Below are 21,132 nucleotides of genomic sequence, written 5' to 3'. Positions count from 1 at the left end.
ACCGACGACCTCAACGGCCAGCTCCAGGCCACCATCGACGGCAACAACCCCACCTTCACCAACACCTACCAGGCCAAGCCGGCCAAGCCAGACAACTCCGGAGGACATGACAAGCCGAATCCACCGGTAGAACCGAGCAAACCGGGCCAAACCAGCGATAGTCAAAAACCGGTGCCAGAAAACCAATCTTCTGATGACCAAGCAAAGCCATCTGCAGATTCCCAAGCCCTAGCCGCCTCAGGCTCAGACATGGTCATGCCTGTAGCGCTGGCTATCGGCGCTGCCGTCCTCGGCCTGGCACTGATGTGCCTGTTTCGGCATCGCAGGGATCAGGATGCTGCCTTGGGCTGATAGTTCCCCGCATACGAGCACAGCTGGACCTATTCTTCGTTAGTGACAGGCACCCATGGCGAACCTCACGGTTCCCTGCACCTATCTGCAGGCGAAATTTGGTATTCTTGCAAGTGGAAGGAATCTTGCATCCAGAGGTGACCGTCGACGATGGATGGTCACCTGAACGGTCATGGCCCTGCATGGTCATGATGTCGATTGTCACACGTGCAGGCCGTCAGACAGAAAGGTCAGTCATGGCAGACGATACAGTCATTGTTGTTGATACTTCCATGTTCGAAAAAGATGCCGCCGCGAAGACCGCCAAGGCCAACGATGTCGCCCGCAAGTACGGCATCAGCGACGAGGCCCTCAAGAAGGTCGAGGATTACAAGAATCAGCTGAGCTATCACCAGGCATGGGATCTGCCATTCCTGGGCTACGTGGACGAGGACGGCTACGGATATGCCTATGTACCCAACAAGGCTGTCGCCGCCGATGGATGGGATGCCCATAAGGCTTTCCTGGACCTGCCTGATGATGTCCAGACGGCCTTCGCCATCCGCATGCTCTTCACTCACCGCGACGTCGACCGCCATGGTGCCGAGATGTTCCTTCACCATGGCCGCGGGCTGACGGTCCGCTTCCAGGAACCCACCTCAACCAGCTACTGACCTTGAGCTGACCGACTCACTCGGCCCTCGGTCCTGTCCTCCTGACAGAACCGAGGGCTTTTCCATGCCGACGATCAAGGCAGAAGCCCCATCCAGACAGGCGCCAGCACACCTATGCAGGCTCCGATGATCGGCCCGGCAAAGGGTATCCAAGCGTAGCTCCAGTCCGCATCCTTCTTGCCGGACATGGGCAGAAGGCAGTATGCCAATCGAGCGGAAAAGTCACGTGCCGGATTCATGGCCGCGCCAGAAACCCCGCCGAGGGCCATGACCAGAACCGTGATGACCAGGGCCACGCCCAAGGGCCCAACCTGGGTAGGCGTCCCCCCATTGAGGAAAACCCAGGTAACCAGAATGGCCGTGCCGATAGCCTCCGATGTCAGATTCCAGAAATTCGAACGTATAGCAGGCTTGGTGCAGAAAACCATGAGTTTGGTATCTGTATCGGTCGGAAGTTCGAAATGCTTGCGAGTACCCAGGTAGCCCAGGCAGGTGCCAAAGAAAGCACCCAGGAACTGGGCGGAAATGAAGATGGCCACATTGGCTAAGGTGACCGGAATGCCGCCCTTGCCCATGGCCAGGCCGTTCAAGGTCGCCTGTGGATCAATCCAGTGACCGACTACCCTGGCCAAAGTCACGGCCGGGTTGAGATGGCCGCCCGTTTTCCACCCTGCATATACGCCTACATAGACAGCAAGGCCCCAGCCCAACGAAGCGTTGATCCAGTCGGCTCGATAGGCCCCTGTCTTGGGAAGCGATCTGCTGGCTGCGACCATGAAAGCGATGGCCATCATAAGTGCTGTGCCCAAAAACTCTGAGCAGAACATCTGCATGCCGTTGATCATGCTCTCTCCTCCAGCTTCCCGTCATCAAAGGAGCTGAAGATGGCCAGGCTCCCATAACCCGATAATCGACCGCTGCGAAACCACCAAGTCCGAGGTGAAGCAACCGTCAATCTGCTCATACACATAGTCTTTCGATTTGACTACTGCATCAAGAATAACCGGAACCGTAACCCAAGGGCCTCGCCATCGATGATGACACCGCATTCAAGGCCGCTGACTATTAGGTTCAAGTAGATTTTCACATCAAGATGCGATCAAAATCAGCCCAGAAGGGCCAGGAGGTCTTTTCTGCTCAGCCTGGCCACGCTGGCTGCACCGGTAGAGGCGGCAGAATCGACAAAGCGCGATGCCAAGTCGCTCTTACTGTGCTGCAGGTTGAGGATACGCTCCTCGATGGTGTCCTTGGCTACGATCTGGTAGACGTTGACGTCCTGGGTCTGACCGATCCGGTGGGCGCGGTCGTTGGCCTGCTCCTGGGCTGCGGCATTCCACCAGGGGTCCGCATGGACCACCACGCAGGCTCCGGTCAGGTTGAGCCCGGTGTTGCCGGCCTTCAGGGAGATCAGAAAGACCGGCGTGGCATCCCTATTGAACTGTTCCACCAGCTCCAGCCGCCGCTTCTTGGAGGTGGCGCCAGTGATCAGATCGTAGGGCACGTCCAGCCGACGGAGCCGTTGGGCTATCAGGTCCAGGTAGGAGGTGAACTGGGAGAAGATCAGCATCTTCCGTCCGGCATCCTGACAGGAGACCACCAGATCCTCGATGGCATCCAACTTGGCCGAATCGCCGCGCCGGTCCCGACCTTGATCCTGGTAGACCAGACGCGGATCGCAGCAGACCTCCCGCAGCCTGGTCAGCTGGGCCAGGACCTGGATTTTGCCGACCTCGTACTCCTGATCCCTTTCCTTGTTGAGGGTAGCCCTCAGCTCCTGCTCAAGGGCTGCATAGAGCTTGCGCTGCCGACCCTGCAGGGGCACGCTGATCACGTTTTCGATCTTCTCGGGCAGATCCGTCAGCACCTGGGACTTGAGCCGGCGCAGAATGAAGGGTCCCACCAGGGCCTGGAGCCGGGACTGGGCATCCTGGTCGCCGTTGAGTATGGGCATTTCGAAGCGGTCCCGGAACCGAGAGTATGGACCCAGCATCCCCGGCATCAGAAAGTCGAAGATGCTCCAAAGCTCAGACAGCCGGTTCTCGATGGGTGTGCCCGTCAGAGCGAACCGGTGCAGGCTGTCCAGAGCACGTACGGCACGGGCGGCCTTGGTGGCGTGGTTCTTGATGTACTGGGCCTCATCCAAAACCAGGGCATACCAGGGCAGACTCCGATACCGGTCCAGGTCCCGCCTGAGCAGATCGTATGAGGTAATCAGCAGATCGTAGGACCCGGCCTGATCCAGCAGAGCCTGACGTTGGCTGCGCCCTCCCGCCAGGACCGCTACCCGCAGATCCGGCGTAAAGCGGCGGCACTCGGCCTCCCAGTTGTAGACCAAGGAGGCCGGGCAGACAATCAACGAGGGTCCCCTATCCCTGGCCTGATCCCGACGGGATAGCAGGTAGGCCAGCATCTGTATGGTCTTGCCCAGACCCATCTCGTCGGCCAGAATGCCGCCGAAGCCGCGGTCGCTCAGGGTGCATAGCCAACGCAGCCCTTCTGCCTGATAGGGTCTGAGCTGCCCGCGCAGCCCGTCGGGAACCTTGAACACCTGAGGATCAGGCTTGCGCTCCTTCAGATAGTCACGGAAACTGGAATCGCGATCCTGCTCGGGTATCAAAGCATCCAGGTAGCCCAGCTGGAAGTCAGGCACCCGGACCGGCCCCTTGGCCAGATCAGCAGGGTCAATGCCCAGGTCTTCAGCCAGGGTGTCCACAGCATCCGTATTCAGATCAGCCAACTCGACGAAGGCCCCGTTGCGCAGCCGATGGAAGCGGCGACGACGGCGATGGTCAGCCAGAATGGCAGCAGCCTCCTCGGGCCGTACCTCATCGGCGATGGGCGAGATCTCGACCAGACCGGAGCGCACCCTGACACCCACGCGGATCTGCGGATGAGAGACGACGCTCAGTCCGTCGAAGGCCGGGGTGGAGAAGACCCGCCCCAGCCCCTTGAGCACGGGCAGACCCCGGGTCAGCAGGGTGTGGATGGCCTCCTCGTTCTCCTCGGGGATGCGGGCCAGCCCCTCCTCCATCAGAGGAAAGTAGCGGCGAACCGTCTGCCGGGCCAAAGACTCGCTCTCCCGATCCCTGCCGGGTTCATCCTCCGAGGCGGGATCAGCACCGACTGGCAATAGACGATCCCCGTAGCGAGCCTTGAGATCGCAACTGACTCCCTGCCGATCCCTGTCCAGGTAAAGCTCGATCCTGCAGGGCGGCCGCCGCCGGGCATCCAGCTCCTCGGGCAGACTGGCGGAGAGCCCAGATCCTTCATGGGAACCCTGATTCAGGTCAGGCAGGACGGTCCGGGCGAACAGATCCAGGTCGTCGGCGTCCAGATGCAGATCCCGATCCTCGCCAGGGCGGCAGAGGGTCTCCAGCAGGTCCCGATGACGCATGAAATGCGCGCTGCAGCGGTGGATGACCGGTCCCGGATCCAGCCCTATGCCGGGCTGTGAGGGGCGCACGATAACGAAAGAATGTGCTTGGCCTACAACGAAGCGTTCCACGGCCAGGGCATGGGTGATCCGGTAGCCATCCGCCTCCTTGCTGACCGCGATGCCAGGGTCCGGATCTCCGCCAACTACCGGGGCAGGCATGGTCTGCAGGAAGGAATCCTCGGGAGGCGTGTAGTCCAGGGTGAGTCCAGAGTCCACGAACAGGTCGAGGATCTGCGCCACCTCGTCGTCGCTGAGCCGGATCCCCGACAATCCTGCACGGGTAAGACGGCGGCGCATGCCCCCCTCCTGCTCAGCTAGACTACGGCGGATAGCACCGGCCCTTTCCAGAATGGTCAGCAGAGCCTGGGCCCGGTCATCAAAAGTGTCACGAGAATGGATGAAGGCCAACCGCCGTCCGTAAGACATGAATTCGCCCTGGTCCACAGCGCGCAGCAGGGCCGACAGATCCTTGACCAGGTAGGCGACCCCGTGGGAGGACAGAGTGATGTGCAGACGGACCAGCCAGCCTCCGCGCTCGCTGGTCAGGTCGGGAATCAGCCCGACCGAGCCGATGGGCAGGTGACGGCCACCAACCGGCCCGTTCTCCTGCTTGAGCAGGCTCAGCTGGCGGTCACGAAAGGCCTGCCGCCGCCGACCCTCCTGCCGGTGCATATAGGCTGCCAAAGGTCCCGAAGTTGACCGGGCGGAACCGGTCCGACCCTGATCGCCGGCCCAGTCATCCGATCCTGCAAAGGACTGGCTGGACTCGTTGTAGGCCATGATCAGGGCGACCACATGCTTGCAGGCAGGACCCTGACGCCCAAAGGCCCGGCAGGTGCAGGAGGAGTCGATGACCCGATGGGCCTGCTCATCCAGCCGAGCCTGGACCACGCAGTCACCGTCTGGCTGATAGGTGGCGGGCACACGTCCCTTGAGAACGGTCAAAGCTCCCAGGTGCCGTAGGCGCAGGTCCGTAAAGCGGCAGTCATCCAGCAGTTGATGGGCGCGGAAGTAGGCCTTGCCGCCCAATCGACGCAGAGCGGCGTCGGAGATGGTGTCCGGGTCGCCGAAGGTCCGTCCCTCTTCATCGCCTGGATCATAGAAGCCATGGCCTCCTGAGCCAGCGGCTCTTGACCCGTAGACCGCTGCATGCCAATCCACACGCACCCTCCTTATGGCTTCTGACGACCATTCCCGAGCATAACCTTTTCCGTCCCGATGCGGCACGCCTTCGGCGAAGCGAGTAGACATGCCGACTTACGAAAAAATGGCAGCCTCCCTAAGATGGCGTCCTGTTTGTCTGAAGAAGGAGATCATTATCGTGCAAAACACGTTCACCTCTGCCTCTGTTCACCGGTCACGCCCGGCCGTCCCCCACCCCTGGCTGGCCATCGCCGCGCTGATGATCGGGGCCTTCGTGGGCATGCTGAGTGAAACCTCGCTCAATATCGCCCTGCCCAACCTGATGGAGAGCTTCCAAATCCCTGCCGCCACCGTCCAGTGGCTGGTCACGGGATACATGCTGGTCATCGGCATCGTCCTGCCCTTCTCCAGTCTGATCTCCAAGTGGTTCACCACCAGGCAGACCGTGATCTTCGGCCTGGTCGCCTTCCTGGCCGGCTCGGTGGTCTCGGCCATGGCCCCCACCTTCCCCGTCCTTCTGACGGGACGGCTGATCCAGGGTATCGGCACCGGCCTGATCCTGCCGCTCATGTTCACCGTGGCCATGCTGATCTTCCCACCTGCCCGTCTGGGCACAGTCATGGGCATGTGCGCCCTGGTCATCATGTTCGCTCCCGCCATCGGCCCGACCCTGACCGGAATCATCCTGGGCAAGCTGACCTGGCACTGGATCTTCTGGTTCTTCACCCCATTCCTGGTTGTGGCCCTTATCTTCGCTGTCTGCTTCCTAAAGAATGTAGGGACCATCACTCACCAGCGACCCGACCTGGCCTCTATTCTGGAGTCAATTGTCGGCTTCGGCGGACTGGTGGCAGGAGTCAGCCTGGCCAGCCGTTATGGATGGCTCTCCCCGGTCACCCTGATCATTCTGGTTGTGGCCCTGGCTGCACTGGTCCTCTATATTCGTCGCCAGCTGGGCCTGGAGCACCCGGTGCTCAACCTGCGCATCTTCTCCATCCCGGCCTTCCGCTACGGTGCCACCCTGGTCATGCTGGACTTCGCAGTCATCCTCTCCTCCATGTATCTGCTGCCCCAGTTCCTGCAGCGGGGACTGCTCCTGCCCGTAGCCATGACCGGCATACTCATGCTGCCCGGCGGCGCCATCAACGCCCTGGTCTCAGCCTTCGCCGGCCGGCTCTATGACGGCTTCGGAGCCCGAATGCCCGTCCGCTGCGGATTCCTTGTCGCCCTGCTTGGCACGGTCATCCTCCTTTTCACCGGCCCGCACACCCCTGTGGCCTTGGTGGTGGCTGCCCACATCATTTTGATGATCGGCTGCCCACTGGCCATGTCGCCAGCCCAGACCTACGCGCTCAACTCTCTGAGCGGCCCGCAGTCCGGCGACGGAAGCACCATCATCAACACCATGCAGCAGATCGTAGGAGCCGTGGCCACAGCCATCACCACCTCCCTGCTGGCCATGGGCGAGGGGCAGGCAACCGGTGTTGATAAAGCCCAAGCCTTCACCAGGGGCACCCACTACGGACTGGTCTTCACCTTAGTGCTGATTCTGGCTGCTCTGGTCGTGTCCCTGAAGGTGCGCAACTTCTCCCACGCTGACCAACAGGAGGCCGAGCGAGACATTCAGCAAGCTCCAAGTTCGCACCGCTAGCTTGGGAGCGTCCCTGGCTAGACTGGAGGACGGCGACCGGACTTTAGGCCCGCCATTGTGGGCCGCCCGGTCATCCCTGGAACGCTATCAGGAAGGGTGTCATGTTCGTTCTCAAGAACGCCTGGTTCACCATCAGGCGGCATGCGGCGCGGAGCCTGGTCATGGTTCTGGCCTGCCTGGTCGTGATGGCTCTGGCCACGACGGCGGCCACCGTGCTCCAGGCTGACACCAAGGCACGTACCACAGACTACGAATCCCAACAGGTGGATGCCGTCATCAGCCCGCGCAGGGGAACCAAGGTCTCCCCCCTGGGCTGGAACGAGTATTCCAAGTATGCACAGCGCCTGCAGATGGACGGCATGCAGTACAAGGCCTACTTCCATGAGACCGCGAACATCAGCCCGGATGGGCTGCCTCAGTCAGGCACCTACTCTCTGGTGGGCGTCTCCGACAAGGAGGCCGAGCCCACCCTGCCTCACGGCCCCTTCGTGCTGGACCAGGGCAAGGGGCTGGACTACGCCTCGCAGAATGCCTCCGGCACCCAGACCGTACTGATCTCCAAGCAGATGGCGCAGGCCAACAGTCTCAAGGTGGGCGACACTCTGGCCACCAAGAATCCCCGCCAGCAGGATCAGCAGGTCAAGCTGACCGTCTCGGGCATCTATCACTACCGCAAAACCGCCGGCCAGGCAGCCAACCGGGCCATCTACACGGCCTACCCCACCTTTGCCATGCTGGGGCTGGATACAGCCAGCAAGCCGGGAGACCCGGGCCACGAACTGCTCGTGGCCTTCGTCCTGGACTCGCCGAGCACCTACCAGAAGTTCATCAAGGAGATGCGCAAGGACGGGCTCAAGGCTTCGCAGTACGACATCGACTCTCCCAGCCTGAAGGACTACCAGCGGCGGATGGAGCCGGTCCACCAGGCTGCCGGCCAGGCGCGAACCACCATCATCCTGGTCTGCTTGCTGGGCGGGCTGATTCTGCTGGGCTGCCTCTTCCTCATGCTGCGCGGCCGCGCCAACGAAATCGGCATGGCCATCACCATCGGAGTCCACAAGGCCCGGCTGGGCTGGCAGTTCGCCCTGGAGACCCTCTTGCTCACCCTGACCGGACTGGCCCTTGGCCTGGTTCTAGGTGCCGTGATCAGCCGACCGCTGGGCCGGGCGCTCTTCCGGCTGGGGAGCCTGGCCAGCATGCCTCATGCTGGTCTGATCTGGAAGATGATCCTTATCGGCTTGGCCGTCTGCCTGGCCCTCGCTCTGGCAGCAGCCGCCAGGGTAGCGGCCTTCAGAACCGCCCAGCTATACACCAACGACCTGGAGGACGAGGCATGAGTGAAAAGACATCGGACCAGCAGCCTAACGAAGAGTCCCAGGAAAAGGCTGCAACCATGACCGCCGACCAGGCAAAGACTGGTCAGAAGCAAACTGCTCAAGCGGCGGCCGATGCTGAGCACGAAACCAGCGAGAATGCCAGCGCCGAACCCCTGCCCGAATCCGGGGAAGGGGCAGCTACTCAGACCAACAAGAAGTCCGAGGAGGAGGATTCTTCGGAAGAAGATGTCTCGCTGGCTGCCTTCAAGGTGGTCATCGAGCATGAAGATGCCGAAGATCTCGACGGCGGACAGGAGGAGGACCCGCTGCTGGAGACCGACGACCAACGGGTGCTGGTTCCCGGCGGCTACCCGGTGCTTTCCCTGAAACACGTGGAATACACGCGCAAGATCCAAGGTCGCCCCGAACAGATCCTGGACGATGTCAATCTGGCATTCCAGCGTCGCCGCATCTACTCGGTGGAGACCACCTCCCCTTCCGTACGGGCCGCTCTGATGGCCCTGATGACCGGCCTGCGCGCCCCCACCCAGGGCAGCGTGCTCTTCCGGGGCACAGATCTGCGCCAGTTGCTGGCCTCCGACTATCGCGGCCACCAGATCGGGGCCATCTTCGGCACCGATGCCCTGAGGCATGACCTGACCGCCGTGCAGAATCTTGTCTACACCATGGATGCCAGCGGGCGCACCTTCCTAGGCCCCAAGGACAATCTGGCCCGTCACCTGCTGGATGAGGTGGGCTTCCCGGAGCGTCTGCAGGACAAGCTGACCGCTGATCTGGGCCCCTTGGACTTCCGCCTGGCATCCGTGGCCCGTGCCCTGTGCTGCGAATGCGACGTGCTCATCGCCGACGAACCCACCGAGGGGCTGGAACCGGGCGACTGGGACACCCTGCTGGCCACACTGAAGCGGGTCTCCCGCCGTCATGACTGCACCGTGATCATCCTGACCTCAGGCGGTTCGGACACCGTAGACGAGGGCACCTACGACGACCGGTTCATCGTCGATTGAACCCCGACCTTCCGGGCCGGGGACGGACAGCACTACACTAATCTTTGTGAAACTGTTCGATTGATTTATTTTCCGAGTTACTTGGGAATAACCCAGTTCCCAAAGATTGCGCTGTGATCAGCACAATCGACATAACATCCGAATCGGAGGGCTTACTTGAACGCTATCCCAACAGCTGAGCCCAGAACCGAATCCGACAGTCACAGCCGACCCAGCGCTAAAGGGTTTGGTTTATCCGGACCATTGACTTGCCATGTCATCTCACACAGCGAGTGGATCGCTCAGACCGTAATTGAGCAACTTTCAAAGGTCAGCCATTGGCATCTGGATTGGCAGAACGGGCTGTCACCGACATCCGGCATAAAGGCAGGCGATGCCCTCTGGATTGACCCAGGACTGTTGATTGCCCAGAATGCCTGGCTGAAATCGTTGGGACATCCTCAGCTCAAGATGCTGTCCCCTCCGGCCAATTGGCTGACCTTCCTGGACAGGAACCTACTGGGAAGGACGGTGTTAGTTGCCAAAGTTGAAGACATCCGCAGCTGGTCGGAGCTACCCAGAGAATTAGGTGTCAGACCATGGTCTCAAGTGGCTGGTGGTCGCGTACCGACTTTCTCAGCCGCACGTCGCAATTTGGTACAACTACAGGAGGGTCTAAAACAGGCACCCCGAGATTCATTAATACAAATCAGTGGTCACCTGGAAGCAATCGACCAAGAATGGCGCGTGGTTATCTTGGATGGTCGAGCCGTGGCCTCAAGTGGATATTGTCGACACAAGGGTCCTGATAGTCGCGATATCATCACCGTCTTTGATGGGGCTCATTTTAGCGAGAACATGCGCGCCCCGGCTGAAGAAGCAGCTATCTTTGCCGCCCGACAGGGGGGCATTGACGCAGTATGCCTGGATATAGCCTTTCTTGCTTCCGCCACGTCAGAAGCCGGTCGCAAGTCGGTGCACCCGTTAGTCCTTGAAGCCAACCCAGCATGGTGTTGCTCACCATATAACTATGGCCTTGACGGCACTGAAGGCTTCATGGCTGCCATCCAAGCTGGACGTATTCCTGAATCAGGAATAGCCTACAATCTAGAGACCAATACTGTTAAAGGATGCGAAAATAAATCAGTTGCGCTGAATAAGTTGCAACATTACGGGCAGACCATTCCCAAGTCACAGACCCTCTGCCAAAGCAACCGGATGACCCCTTACCACCCTGATTCCTGGATGGTCAGTCAATTTCACTTCCGCTACCGTACATACTGGGGACACAAGTGATTCCTCATCAGCACTTAGTTGTGTCTCTTGAGCAAGTACCTGGGTGAAAGGGTGGTCTTTACGCCCAGCACCATGCATCCCACCACACCTGCCAAAGGCCCTATCGAGCTCCTTGAGATAGTCAAATTGCGCGAAGCCAAAGGTCGAGTCAATTGATAGACACTCGTCCTGATTTCCGTTAGCAGTTCATCACTGTTGTCGACCAGTAGGCCCGAGATCACCACCTTGTGCGGATTGAGCACATTGCAGACATAAGCAATCGCTTGACCGATAGATCGGCCAGCATTGATGACCAGCTCTTGAGCCAAGGCATCGCCAGAGCGGAGGCGTTGAATCAGTTCTTCCACATCATCGACTCTGCTCTTGGGACGACGTTCATTATAGGCTGCGATAATGGCAGGGACGGAAGCGGTGGTCTCCAAGCATCCTGTCATGCCGCACCTGCACCTCCTCCTGTTCTTAGGATCAAATGAGGTATGGCCCAGTTCACCGGCAGAGCCATCAAACCCATGCAATATGTGATCTCCAGTATCGATAATGCCCGCACCAATGCCAGTAGCAACCTTAACCGCTATCACAGGTCTCTGCTTCACCGAAAGAACGGAAGCCTCACCAAGTGCCCTAGCATTAACATCGTTTTCGACCGTAACCGGGCATCCCAGCAGCTCTTCCATAGCCTTATGGGCATCGAACATGTCCCACCCAGACATGATAGGTGGTCTGAAAAGCCTATCCGCCTCCTTATCGATCCGACCTGGCAAGTCGAGAACACAGTGGCGAAAAGGCTTGTTTCCAGCAAATCGCATAGCCAGATCTCGAAGAATTTGACACACCTTTGTCAGGAACTCGCTCGGAGGCTCCGCCTCAAGGTCCATGTGTGCAGTATGATAACCGAGCAGCCTGAAGTTCATGTCAGCTATAGCGAAGATGGAATGTTTAGCTCCCACATCGGCTATTGCCAAAACGCCTATTTCTGGAGAAATAGCAATTTTGTGTGCAGGCCTGCCACTTGACGATTCTATGACTCCGTCCGCCGTGATGATCCGTTTGCGCAACAAGTAGTTCAGCCTGGAAGTGATAGTCGACCGAGATAAACCTGTAACTCTGCCCAAGGCCGCCTTGCTCTGTGCTCTTCCTGAGGCTATCAACTCACAAAGCACTGATAAGGTCAAATCTCTATCTGCCATAGGAAGCGACATTCCAGGCATAATGGTGACCGGTGGCAGCCCATCGATTTCATCACCGGAGCAGACCGCTTCCTCTTGTTTTAGTAAGTTCCATACTTCTGTCATAGTTATGCTCTTTTTTTACATATATACGTCGTTGTGTGCATTTATTTAGTATTTTACACTGAAAAAGTTCATTGAAAACACGGCCGTTAACACAGATCTGAATGAACAGAAAGGCAGACGATGAAACGCAAACTACCTCATTTTGCAGTCTCATTGATGTGCATGGATCTGGCGCACCCGGCTGACCAGATCTATCAACTCAACAAGCATGCATACTCTTTCCACTATGACCTGATGGATGGCCATTTTGCCCCCAACCTGGCCTTGAGCCCGGATTGGATCAGGGCAATTACTCCCTATAGCAAAGTCCGCAATGACATTCACCTTATGTCGGATGAACCCGAACGATGGCTGGAACCGCTGGCACAGGCGGGCGCCGACATCATCTCCCCTCATGCAGAAACTATCGGCAACAATGCGTTCCGGATCATGAACCAAATAAAAGAGCTGGGCTGCAAAACCGGGTTAGTTATCAACCCAATGACGCCCTTCGACCAAGTCAAGCTCCTTCTGGACAGAGTAGACCTACTGACTTTCATGACCGTGGACACAGGTTTCGCCGGGCAACCTTTCATCAACGAAGTACTGGGAAAAATCCATCAGGCCTATGACTTCCGAAACAAGGAGGGCCTGCAATATGAAATCCAAATAGATGGGCACTGCTGTCCAAGCACCTTCGCCAGAATCGCAAACAGCGGAGCGGATACCCTGATCCTAGGCAATGCTGGATTGTTCAGCCTTGACCACGACTTAGACCGCGCTTGGCAACTTATGGAAGAATCCTACCAAGCAGCTGTGGAGTCTGCGGAACCGGCAGGCATCAATGAATGAACCTGAGGCGCTGATTCTCGGCATAGATTGCGGAGGCACCCATCTGCGTATGGGGCTGGTCAATTCCGAATATCAGGTGATCGCCGCGAGGGTATACAAAACCCAGGAGACTCTGAAAGGCATAGACCCTGTTGCGGAATTAGCCAACTGCATTCGACATTACCTGCACAGAAACCTTCCTGAAGGAAGCAAACTTGAAGCCATAGCGGCCGGCTTTCCATCCATGGTGGCAGCCGACAGACAGACTATAATCGACACAACATTTATCCCTTCCTTGCAAAACATCAATGTTTGCAAAGGCTTGAGCGAGTTCAACGTTCCTGTCTTTGTCGATAGAGACGTGAACATGCTCCTGCGATATGACGCCAAGAGGCTCGAACTTGACCCGTCCAACGCCTGGCTAGGGTGCTACATCGGCACGGGATTAGGTTGTGCGCTGGCAGTAGATGGAAAAATTCTGGCCGGAAGACATGGCGTGGCAGGAGAACTTGGGCACATCCCCGCTCGGACAGGTCTTCATTGTGGATGCGGCAACGACGGCTGCATTGAGACAAAAACAGCCGGCAATGCGCTGACAGGTATTATTTCAGCCGAATACGGCCCAGACGAACCCATAGACCAAGCGTTTGCGCGCCACGGCTCTGAACCTTTCATGCGGGAATGGCTGGATTACCTAGCCCAAGCTATTGCCACCGCCATCAACCTGCTTGACCCTACAGCAGTAGTGATTGGCGGCGGAGTTCCTCAAATGACGGATTTCCCCAAAGATGACCTCATGGATCGGATTCTTCGTATGACGCGAAAACCCGTTCCAGCCGATGACCTCACCCTCCTTTACCCACCGGTCAAGGCTGATGACGGCATCATTGGCGCCGCTATCTATGCCAGACAGCATCGATGAACAAAAGTGGCCGTCCCCATGTGAAACCGCGGTCAAAGCAGCTGCAGCAAGGGATGCCATAAGACATTCTCTATAGGAAATTAATTGAAGGAGTCAATGATGACAAAGAAAGTATTAATCGATACTGATCCAGGTGTCGGCATACCAGGCACTGATGCAGACGACCCGATCGCTTTGCTCTTCGCCTTGGCAGACCCCAGACTGGAACTCCTTGCGGTGACCAGTACCTTTGGTAATTGCCCACCTTGGTTGACTGCCCGCGGCGCCAGGAAAGTACTCGATACCGCCGGCAGAGCGGACATTCCCGTGGCCCAGGGCATCCCTCTGCCTTTAAAAGGAAGACTGGCGGATGAGCTGATCACCGCTTACCAGGGAGAACGAGGGAAAGTAGGAAAAATCGACTTGCCTGAGTTGCCTGGAACATCGTCAGCTGTGCAGTACCCTACAGCACCCGTTCAAATCATCAAAACAGTCGAGGAACACCCGGGTGAGGTTTCCATCATCGCACTAGGTCCACAGACCAACTTGGCTACAGCTTTGCTCATGCGTCCTGATATCGCCAAGGATATTCCCGAAATAATATTCATGGGCGGCGCCTTGGGCATCAATGCCACCTATGGTCGCGGCAATATAACTCCTGTAGCAGAGTGCAACATGTATTTCGACCCGCTCGCAGCCAACATCGTCATGAATTCCGGCATACCCCTGCGCATGATCAGCCTGGACGTAACAAACCCTGAAACAGGAACCATTCTCCGTTCAGAGTCCATCAGGGAAATCAACCCTGCAGCTTCACCGGTTAACAAGCTCTTCCATGACATCTGCGCTACCTATCTCGAGAATCCCATGTTCGACTGGGGCGACGGCTGCATCCTCTATGACCCGCTTGCGGTTGCATCCGCGGCTGATTCTTCGCTGGGCACCTTTAAGGAAATGACGATCGTGGTAGAGACCGACGGCAGATACTCAACGGGACAAACCATTGCATTAAGCGAAGGCAAACCCAACGTCAAGGTCATGGTTGATGTTGACGGCACTCGAGCCGTGGATGAAATCGTGCGTCAGATCGAATCCATCTGAACCATCTGCTCAAATTGGTCATCTGTTTTCCATATATAAGGAGATATTTATGACATCGGCAACTCAAGCACCGGTGAAACGCTCCAAGCAATCCACCGGCACAGTCATGCTTATAGCCGCTATTACATCCATAGGAGGTTTTCTCTTTGGCTTCGACAACGGCAGCATTTCCGGATCAATCGGTTTCATCTCCACCAAGTTCAAACTGAATCCAGCCTCAATGGGGTGGGTAACCTCTTGCCTCACAGTAGGTTGCATTGTAGGGGTGATTTTTGCGGGTCGCCTCTCCGACCTTATCGGACGCAAAAAGGTACTAGTCATCGTCGCATCCCTTTTCATAATCGGAGCCGTGGGTGAAAGCGTCTCTCCCAACGTTCTGTTTCTGGTTATTTCACGCATGCTGGTTGGCATAGGCATAGGACTTGAAACCACTGTCGCTCCGCTTTACATCGGCGAAATTGCACCGGCTCGCATTCGTGGCCGCCTGGTCTCTTTCAACCAGCTTTTCAACTGTATCGGCAACCTCATCATTTTCTGTGTAAGCGCAGCCGTCATCAGCTTTCATGCCGAACAGTGGAATGTGGACTATAGCTGGCGCGTCATTTTCATGATCGGTGTAATACCATCCATAATCCTGATTATCTGCCTGCGCTTCATCCCTGAGAGCCCACGCTGGCTGGTACAGCAGGGTCGGCTTGACGAAGCGCGGGTTTCCATTTCGCGTCTGGTATCAGACAAGGATGCCGTCGACGACCAGCTGAACAGCATCAATGTAGCAATCGCCTCGGAGGAAAAGCCAAAAATCACCGAGATTTTCGAACCTCGCTTGCGGCCGCGACTGATGATTGTCACTGTAGTGCCCTTCTTCATGCAGTTCACTGGCATTACAGCCGTCTTTTACTATGCTCCTGAAATCTTCAAGAAGGCAGGCTTTGGAACCAACGCAGCCGTGCAAAGCACCATACTGGTCGGCGGCGCACTGGTGGCAGGCACTCTCTTGTCAGTGTGGATCATCGACAAGGCTGGCCGTCGACCTCTACTTCTATTTGGTTCTATTGGCATGACTGTGCTTCTAGGGGCAATAAGCTACCTCTTTACCCAGACCCACCCGAACGGTCCAGCTCTGATAGTCCTGCTGCTGACCTATGTAGTGGTGTGGGGTGTGAGTTTCGGCACGGTATCGTATGTGCTTCCCGGCGAAATGTTCCCCACTCGAATTCGTGGCCTTGCCTCTTCGGCAAATACCTTGTCTCAGTGGGTATTCACTTTCGTCATTGCTCAGTTCTTCCCCATCCTGGTCGATAGGTTTGGCTCCACTATGACCTTCGCCGGGTTAGCCATCTTCTCTCTCTTGGCATTCTTCTTCTGCATGGCATATGTCCCTGAAACCAAGCAAAAGCCTCTAGAACAGCTAGAGCTGGAACTCGCGCAGAAGTGAGCCCATCCCTTGATAAACAACTCAATATCAACTTGATCTCATCATTCTGATCAGTTACTTATAAGTTGAAGTGCGGCATCCTGCTCAGCCTGAGCAGGATGCCGAATTATATAGGCATACAAAGCATACAAATCAGACGATGGTCATGCCGTAGTACTTAGCCAGGGGCTGCAGATCCGGTACTCCATACCGGGCCACCAGTTGCCTCCAGCGGGCCAGGTTGTCGGGACCATACTTGGCCGTGCGCTTGGCGGCAGTGGGCTCGGAGACAAAAATAGGCGGCTGGTGCTTGCTGTGGAACTTGTCCGCATACATGACCACCTCCTGCTCAGGGTTGACCGGCAGGTAGTCGTCCGGCGGCAGATTCAGATGCTCCTCCTCCACCTGGCGGCGGGTCAGTCCCACTCCGGTGTGGTTGCGGGCGAACTGGGCCACCGACTCGTCCACCCCGGCATCCAGCAGCAGGTGGTAGCCCTCCAGCCCGTGCTCGATGTACCGCTCGCCTTGGAAGGTCAGGGGCCGACCATGGGAGCCGTCATCCTTCAAAATCCTATAGGTGCCGATGTCATGCAGCAGGGCACCTATGCGGACCATGTCACGGTCCAGGGGACGCTCGGGCAGGATACCGTCAGGGTCATCGTCACACAGCAGGCGTTCGTTGACCTGGTCAGCCATACGCACCGCGAGGGCGGCGATGATCTGGCAATGGGTGTGTATCAGTTCATAGGCGGCTTGTGAGGGTGCGTACTGGCGGTGCAGGGCCTCGGCCATGGGAACATTGGGAATCATACCGACCATTCTAGGGATCCTTGCCGCAAATGTGACCTTTGCGACGCTTATGCACTCTTCAGCGGATAATCCGCCCTGCCCTTCTACTGCCGACAGTACACTGGGAGCCACGGTATTTCACGAGGAGCACTATGGACACTTCACCACTTGCGCGCTCCGCCGACCAGCCCGCTCCCCCCGACGAGGACGGCGGCCGACAGGCGCCCTGGCACAACCCCCTGCTGGACCCGCGCGATCTGCGCATGCCGCGCATCGCGGGCCCAAGCTCATTGGTCATCTTCGGCGTCACCGGCGATCTGGCCAAGAAAAAGCTTCTGCCGGCCGTCTATGACCTGGCCAACCGGGGACTGCTGCCAGCCAGCTTCGGGTTGATCGGCTTCGGGCGGCGCGACTGGAGCGACCCGCAGTTCGTGGCCTTTGCAGAGGAGAACGTCCGCGCCCACTGCCGCACCCCCTTCAACGAGTCCACCTGGCGACATCTGAGCCAGGGCATGCGCTTCGTCAAGGGCAGCTTCGACGATGCGGAGGCCTTCCGTCGCCTGTCGGCCACCGTCTCGGAGCTGGACCGGGTCCGGGGCACCCGTGGCAACCATGCCTTCTACATGTCGGTGCCGCCTAAGGCCTTTCCCCAAGTGGCCCGCCAGCTGGCCGAATCGGGGCTCTCCCACTCCACCCAGGGGGCCTGGCGACGGGTCATCATCGAGAAGCCCTTCGGCCGCGACCTGGCTTCGGCCAAGGAGCTTGACCGGGTGGTCTCCCAAGTCTTCGAGCCGGATTCGGTCTTCCGCATCGACCACTATCTGGGCAAGGAGACTGTGCAGAACATCCTGGCCCTGCGCTTTGCCAACATGATGTTCGAACCAGTCTGGAACTCCAACTACGTCTCCCACGTGCAAATCACCATGGCCGAAGATATGGGCATCGGCGGCAGGGCCGGCTACTACGACGGAATCGGAGCGGCTCGGGATGTCATCCAGAACCACCTCCTGCAGCTGATGGCCCTGACGGCCATGGAAGAGCCGGTCTCCTTCTCAGCATCAGATCTGACAGCCGAAAAGACCAAGATCCTTTCCGCTGTCCGCCTTCCCAAGGATCTGGCGGCCCACACCGCCCGGGGCCAGTACACGGCAGGCTGGCAGGGCTCCCAGCATGTGGTCGGCTACCTGGATGAGGACGGGATTGATCCCTCCTCTACCACCGAGACCTATGCGGCCATCAGGCTGGACGTGGATACCCGCCGCTGGGCTGGCGTCCCGTTCTACCTGCGCACAGGCAAGCGCCTGGGCAAGCGGGTCAGCGAGATCGCCATCGTCTTCAAGCGTGCACCTCATCTGCCCTTCGAGGCCACAGCCACCCGGGAACTGGGCGCCAACGCCGTAGTCATCCGCGTACAGCCCGATGAGGGCGTGACCTTGCGTTTCGGGGCCAAGACTCCCGGCTCGGCCATGGAGGTGCGCGACGTCAACATGGACTTCTCCTACGGGCGTTCATTCACCGAGGCCTCCCCGGAGGCCTATGAACGGCTGATCCTGGACGTGCTCCTGGGCGACCCTCCCCTCTTCCCCACCACCGAGGAAGTCAATCTCTCCTGGAAGATCCTGGACCCCATCGAGGAGTTCTGGGCCGGACAGGGCCAGCCCCAGCCCTACTGCGCCGGCACCTGGGGTCCGCGGGAGGCTGATCTGATGCTGGCCCGCGACGGATACCACTGGAGGATGCCATGATCGTCAGACTGAACAACACCACTACCTCCGCCATCGCCCAGGAGATTGACGAGCTCCACGTCGAACGTGGAGAGGCCGCCCAGGGAAGAGTGCTGACCCTGGTCATCGTCACCGAGCAGGCCCATCTGGAGACGGCCCTGGAGACCGTCAACGCCGCAAGTCGTGAACACCCCTGCCGGGTCATCGCCATAGTGACCAATGCCGAAGACCATCAGGCCGAGCAAGAGGCGGACCAGCGGACCGCTGCGGCACAGTCCTCAGAAGACTGCGTCTCCTACAAGAACACCAACCATGACGGTGACCGCACGCTGGATGCCGAAATCCGTTTCGGATCAGATGCAGGAGCCGGCGAGATAATAGTGCTCAGGCCGGTCCTGGCCCTCCTGAGCCATTCCGATGCCTTGGTCATCCCGCTGTTGGTCCCGGACGCCCCCCTGGTGGTCTGGTGGCCCGCCAATCCACCCCAGGACCCATCCAAGGACCCGATCGGGGCCATGGCCACCAGCCGCATCACCGATGCCATGGAAGCCGACGACCCACAGACCGCCTTCACCTCCCTCCTCGAGCATTCGGGTACTGCTGACGTGGACCTCTCCTGGACAAGAACCACGATCTGGCGAGCCTTGCTCGCTTCCATGATGGATCAACCACCGCATCTGCCCGTAACCTCAGTGCGGGTGACCGGCCAGACGCACTTCCTGCCCTTGGAGCTCCTGGCTTCCTGGCTGGCTCTGAAGCTTGGGGTGCCGGTCACGATTGAGCGTGATCCACAGGCCCAGGCCATCACCGGGGTCTTCTTCAAACGCAGCGACGGAACCATGAGCATGGAACGTCACAAGGCCGACCAGGCCAGAATCAACCAGCCTGGCCAGGCCAGCCAGACCATCTCCATGCCTTTGCGAACCGCCGTTGACTGCATGAGCGAGGAAATGGGACGTCTGGATCCTGATGAGGTCTATCGGGATGTCATCAGCAGGGGCTGGCCCATGGTGCATGAACGGTGACCAGATGACGGCTGGCTCGGCGCCGGGAGCCACTGGAGGCGCAAGCGCGCAAGTATGATAGACATCACTGCCATGAAGGAGACGCCATGACCGAGCGTACAATCATCCGCTATGCCAGCACCAGCCTGCTCAACAAGGCCACAGCCGCGCGAATACTGATCGAATTAGGGGACATCCTGGCACGTCAGGAGCGGGCGGACCTGGCTTTGACCGGTGGAACGGACGCGGCGGAAATCTACGCACTGATGGGGACCAGTGATCTTGCAGCGAGCATCGACTGGAAGCGGGTTCATCTGTGGTGGAGCGACGAGAGATTCGTGAGCCCGGAAGACCCTGAACGCAATGCCAAACAAGCCCGGGATGCCTGGTTCGGCAGGCTCATCGACAAGGGTGATCTACCTGCGGACCATGTTCATGAAATGCCGGCTGATATTCGTACCCCCGACCAGATCGCAAGGGCGAGCGAGTCCGACGACACAGAAGCACTGGCCCAGGCGGCACGGACCTACCAGGATGAAATCATTCGGGGGATCGGCCCCCATGGCCATATGGACCTGGCCGTTTTCGGCGTAGGGCCAGACGGCCACTACGCATCGCTCTTCCCTGACCGCCCCGAGGCGCTGATCAGCGACGAAACCACGCTGGTGGCAGGCGTCAGCCATTCGCCCAAGCTCCCACCGCTGCGAGTGACCATGACCACCCCGTTCATCCGCCGTACCCCCAAAGTCTGGCTCTTCACTTCCACCCAAGAAAAGGCCCAAGCCGTGAAGGAAGCACTGAGGGATGAGGACAACCCCCACGTCCCCTCCTCATTCGCCAGGGGTACCGAACAGACCTTATGGCTGCTTGACGAGGACGCCGCAAGCCAGCTTGGCTAAGATCCCGAACACCAGCCATGATTCGGCCGACCGCACAGCGTCAGCAGCGCTGTGCGAAAGTCGCGCCGCATAGGATAACGTGACTGGCAAGCCCACCCGATCCAGGTTGTGGGACGGCCTCAAAACCGTTCCCCTGATGGCATTTCGTCACACTCGCCTCCCCGCGCTTCAGCTCGGGGGTCTTTTTCAGGCCCGCGAAGGCAGGAATCCTCCTTCGCCGAGTATCCCCTCAAGACAGGAACGAGGTGTTATAGTGCTAAGCAGTGTATTGAACTGCCCTCTCCTGGTTATTCATGGGGTTGAAGAAATCAGGTTCTAAGATATTTCGAGGGCAGCATGTTG

At 58.5% G+C, this 21,132-nt stretch carries 17 protein-coding genes; 13 read left to right on the top strand and 4 right to left on the bottom strand.

Translation table 11 applies throughout. From position 1 onward, the window contains the following. Together J3T92_RS06085 and J3T92_RS06080 are read left to right on the top strand one after the other, a co-directional pair. A partial coding sequence (locus J3T92_RS06085) for a hypothetical protein (protein WP_416378910.1) occupies nucleotides 1-351 on the top strand: 351 nt, incomplete at its 5' end. Between the two features lie 236 nt (nucleotides 352-587). After that, the gene (locus J3T92_RS06080; protein WP_267400445.1) at nucleotides 588-1,004 is read left to right on the top strand and encodes a glycerophosphodiester phosphodiesterase; all 417 of its coding nucleotides are present in this window, start codon (nucleotides 588-590) and stop codon (nucleotides 1,002-1,004) included. Between the two features lie 74 nt (nucleotides 1,005-1,078). On the opposite strand, the gene J3T92_RS06075 is transcribed toward J3T92_RS06080, so the two are convergent. Next, complete coding sequence (locus J3T92_RS06075) at nucleotides 1,079-1,849, bottom strand: MIP/aquaporin family protein (RefSeq protein ID WP_267400443.1); 771 nt, start codon at nucleotides 1,847-1,849, stop codon at nucleotides 1,079-1,081. Nucleotides 1,850-2,109: 260 nt separating this feature from the next. Continuing rightward, nucleotides 2,110-5,601, bottom strand: coding sequence for an SNF2-related protein (locus tag J3T92_RS06070; RefSeq protein ID WP_267400441.1), 3,492 nt, complete (start codon nucleotides 5,599-5,601; stop codon nucleotides 2,110-2,112). Nucleotides 5,602-5,761: 160 nt separating this feature from the next. On the opposite strand from J3T92_RS06070, the gene J3T92_RS06065 reads away from it, so the two are divergent. The 4 genes from J3T92_RS06065 to J3T92_RS06050 all read left to right on the top strand — a co-directional run bounded on the left by J3T92_RS06065 (nucleotide 5,762) and on the right by J3T92_RS06050 (nucleotide 10,853). Then, on the top strand, nucleotides 5,762-7,234 hold the full coding sequence (locus J3T92_RS06065; RefSeq protein WP_267400439.1) for a DHA2 family efflux MFS transporter permease subunit: 1,473 nt from the start codon (nucleotides 5,762-5,764) through the stop codon (nucleotides 7,232-7,234). A gap of 101 nt (nucleotides 7,235-7,335) precedes the next feature. Further along, a complete protein-coding gene (locus tag J3T92_RS06060; RefSeq protein ID WP_267400437.1) occupies nucleotides 7,336-8,571 on the top strand; it encodes an FtsX-like permease family protein in 1,236 nt (411 codons plus the stop codon). Then, complete coding sequence (locus J3T92_RS06055) at nucleotides 8,568-9,578, top strand: ATP-binding cassette domain-containing protein (RefSeq protein ID WP_267400435.1); 1,011 nt, start codon at nucleotides 8,568-8,570, stop codon at nucleotides 9,576-9,578. Before J3T92_RS06060 ends, J3T92_RS06055 begins: the two co-directional genes overlap by 4 nt. Before the next feature lie 156 nt (nucleotides 9,579-9,734). Continuing rightward, complete coding sequence (locus J3T92_RS06050; protein ID WP_267400433.1) at nucleotides 9,735-10,853, top strand: hypothetical protein; 1,119 nt, start codon at nucleotides 9,735-9,737, stop codon at nucleotides 10,851-10,853. Nucleotides 10,854-10,867: 14 nt separating this feature from the next. Here J3T92_RS06050 and J3T92_RS06045 read toward each other — a convergent pair whose 3' ends face one another. Further along, nucleotides 10,868-12,145, bottom strand: coding sequence for an ROK family protein (locus J3T92_RS06045; RefSeq protein WP_267400431.1), 1,278 nt, complete (start codon nucleotides 12,143-12,145; stop codon nucleotides 10,868-10,870). Between the two features lie 120 nt (nucleotides 12,146-12,265). On the opposite strand from J3T92_RS06045, the gene alsE reads away from it, so the two are divergent. The 4 genes from alsE to J3T92_RS06025 all read left to right on the top strand — a co-directional run bounded on the left by alsE (nucleotide 12,266) and on the right by J3T92_RS06025 (nucleotide 16,395). Further along, nucleotides 12,266-12,976 (top strand): D-allulose 6-phosphate 3-epimerase, encoded by a 711-nt coding sequence (gene alsE / locus J3T92_RS06040; RefSeq protein WP_267400429.1) that lies wholly within the window; start codon nucleotides 12,266-12,268, stop codon nucleotides 12,974-12,976. Further along, nucleotides 12,969-13,877, top strand: a complete 909-nt coding sequence (gene alsK / locus J3T92_RS06035) for an allose kinase (RefSeq protein WP_267400427.1) — start codon at nucleotides 12,969-12,971, stop codon at nucleotides 13,875-13,877. The genes alsE and alsK overlap by 8 nt, the downstream gene beginning before the upstream one ends. Before the next feature lie 96 nt (nucleotides 13,878-13,973). Then, nucleotides 13,974-14,957, top strand: coding sequence for a nucleoside hydrolase (locus J3T92_RS06030; RefSeq protein WP_267400425.1), 984 nt, complete (start codon nucleotides 13,974-13,976; stop codon nucleotides 14,955-14,957). Nucleotides 14,958-15,006: 49 nt separating this feature from the next. Next, nucleotides 15,007-16,395 carry a sugar porter family MFS transporter gene (locus J3T92_RS06025; protein ID WP_267400423.1) on the top strand — a complete coding sequence of 463 codons (1,389 nt, stop codon included), beginning with the start codon at nucleotides 15,007-15,009 and terminating at the stop codon, nucleotides 16,393-16,395. Between the two features lie 132 nt (nucleotides 16,396-16,527). On the opposite strand, the gene J3T92_RS06020 is transcribed toward J3T92_RS06025, so the two are convergent. Then, nucleotides 16,528-17,193: an HD domain-containing protein gene (locus J3T92_RS06020; protein WP_267400421.1), complete on the bottom strand. Its 666-nt coding sequence runs from the start codon at nucleotides 17,191-17,193 to the stop codon at nucleotides 16,528-16,530. Nucleotides 17,194-17,426: 233 nt separating this feature from the next. Between J3T92_RS06020 and zwf the strand changes: the two genes are divergently transcribed. The 3 genes from zwf (at nucleotide 17,427) to pgl (ending at nucleotide 20,790) form a co-directional block, all read left to right on the top strand. Further along, a complete protein-coding gene (zwf, locus tag J3T92_RS06015) occupies nucleotides 17,427-18,908 on the top strand; it encodes a glucose-6-phosphate dehydrogenase (protein ID WP_258561583.1) in 1,482 nt (493 codons plus the stop codon). After that, entirely contained in the window at nucleotides 18,905-19,912 is a 1,008-nt protein-coding gene (locus tag J3T92_RS06010) for a glucose-6-phosphate dehydrogenase assembly protein OpcA (protein ID WP_267400419.1), read from the top strand. Before zwf ends, J3T92_RS06010 begins: the two co-directional genes overlap by 4 nt. Before the next feature lie 86 nt (nucleotides 19,913-19,998). Continuing rightward, on the top strand, nucleotides 19,999-20,790 hold the full coding sequence (gene pgl, locus J3T92_RS06005) for a 6-phosphogluconolactonase (protein WP_267400417.1): 792 nt from the start codon (nucleotides 19,999-20,001) through the stop codon (nucleotides 20,788-20,790). Nucleotides 20,791-21,132 lie beyond the last annotated feature (342 nt).

This window comes from Bifidobacterium sp. B4081, assembly GCF_026537335.1.
Lineage (GTDB): Bacteria > Actinomycetota > Actinomycetes > Actinomycetales > Bifidobacteriaceae > Bombiscardovia.
The sequence above is the reverse complement of the archived record's forward strand: the minus strand, read 5'-3'. Positions and strand labels throughout refer to the sequence as shown.

What these genes read in the sequence shown, in the direction of transcription:
- J3T92_RS06045 (WP_267400431.1), bottom strand. Translation starts at nt 12,145, where the DNA reads ATGACAGAAGTATGGAACTTACTAAAACAAGAGGAAGCGGTCTGCTCC.
- J3T92_RS06010 (WP_267400419.1), top strand. Translation starts at nt 18,905, where the DNA reads ATGATCGTCAGACTGAACAACACCACTACCTCCGCCATCGCCCAGGAG.
- J3T92_RS06060 (WP_267400437.1), top strand. Translation starts at nt 7,336, where the DNA reads ATGTTCGTTCTCAAGAACGCCTGGTTCACCATCAGGCGGCATGCGGCG.
- alsK (WP_267400427.1), top strand. Translation starts at nt 12,969, where the DNA reads ATGAATGAACCTGAGGCGCTGATTCTCGGCATAGATTGCGGAGGCACC.
- pgl (WP_267400417.1), top strand. Translation starts at nt 19,999, where the DNA reads ATGACCGAGCGTACAATCATCCGCTATGCCAGCACCAGCCTGCTCAAC.
- J3T92_RS06080 (WP_267400445.1), top strand. Translation starts at nt 588, where the DNA reads ATGGCAGACGATACAGTCATTGTTGTTGATACTTCCATGTTCGAAAAA.
- zwf (WP_258561583.1), top strand. Translation starts at nt 17,427, where the DNA reads ATGCCGCGCATCGCGGGCCCAAGCTCATTGGTCATCTTCGGCGTCACC.
- J3T92_RS06075 (WP_267400443.1), bottom strand. Translation starts at nt 1,849, where the DNA reads ATGATCAACGGCATGCAGATGTTCTGCTCAGAGTTTTTGGGCACAGCA.
- alsE (WP_267400429.1), top strand. Translation starts at nt 12,266, where the DNA reads ATGAAACGCAAACTACCTCATTTTGCAGTCTCATTGATGTGCATGGAT.
- J3T92_RS06030 (WP_267400425.1), top strand. Translation starts at nt 13,974, where the DNA reads ATGATGACAAAGAAAGTATTAATCGATACTGATCCAGGTGTCGGCATA.
- J3T92_RS06020 (WP_267400421.1), bottom strand. Translation starts at nt 17,193, where the DNA reads ATGGTCGGTATGATTCCCAATGTTCCCATGGCCGAGGCCCTGCACCGC.
- J3T92_RS06055 (WP_267400435.1), top strand. Translation starts at nt 8,568, where the DNA reads ATGAGTGAAAAGACATCGGACCAGCAGCCTAACGAAGAGTCCCAGGAA.
- J3T92_RS06025 (WP_267400423.1), top strand. Translation starts at nt 15,007, where the DNA reads ATGACATCGGCAACTCAAGCACCGGTGAAACGCTCCAAGCAATCCACC.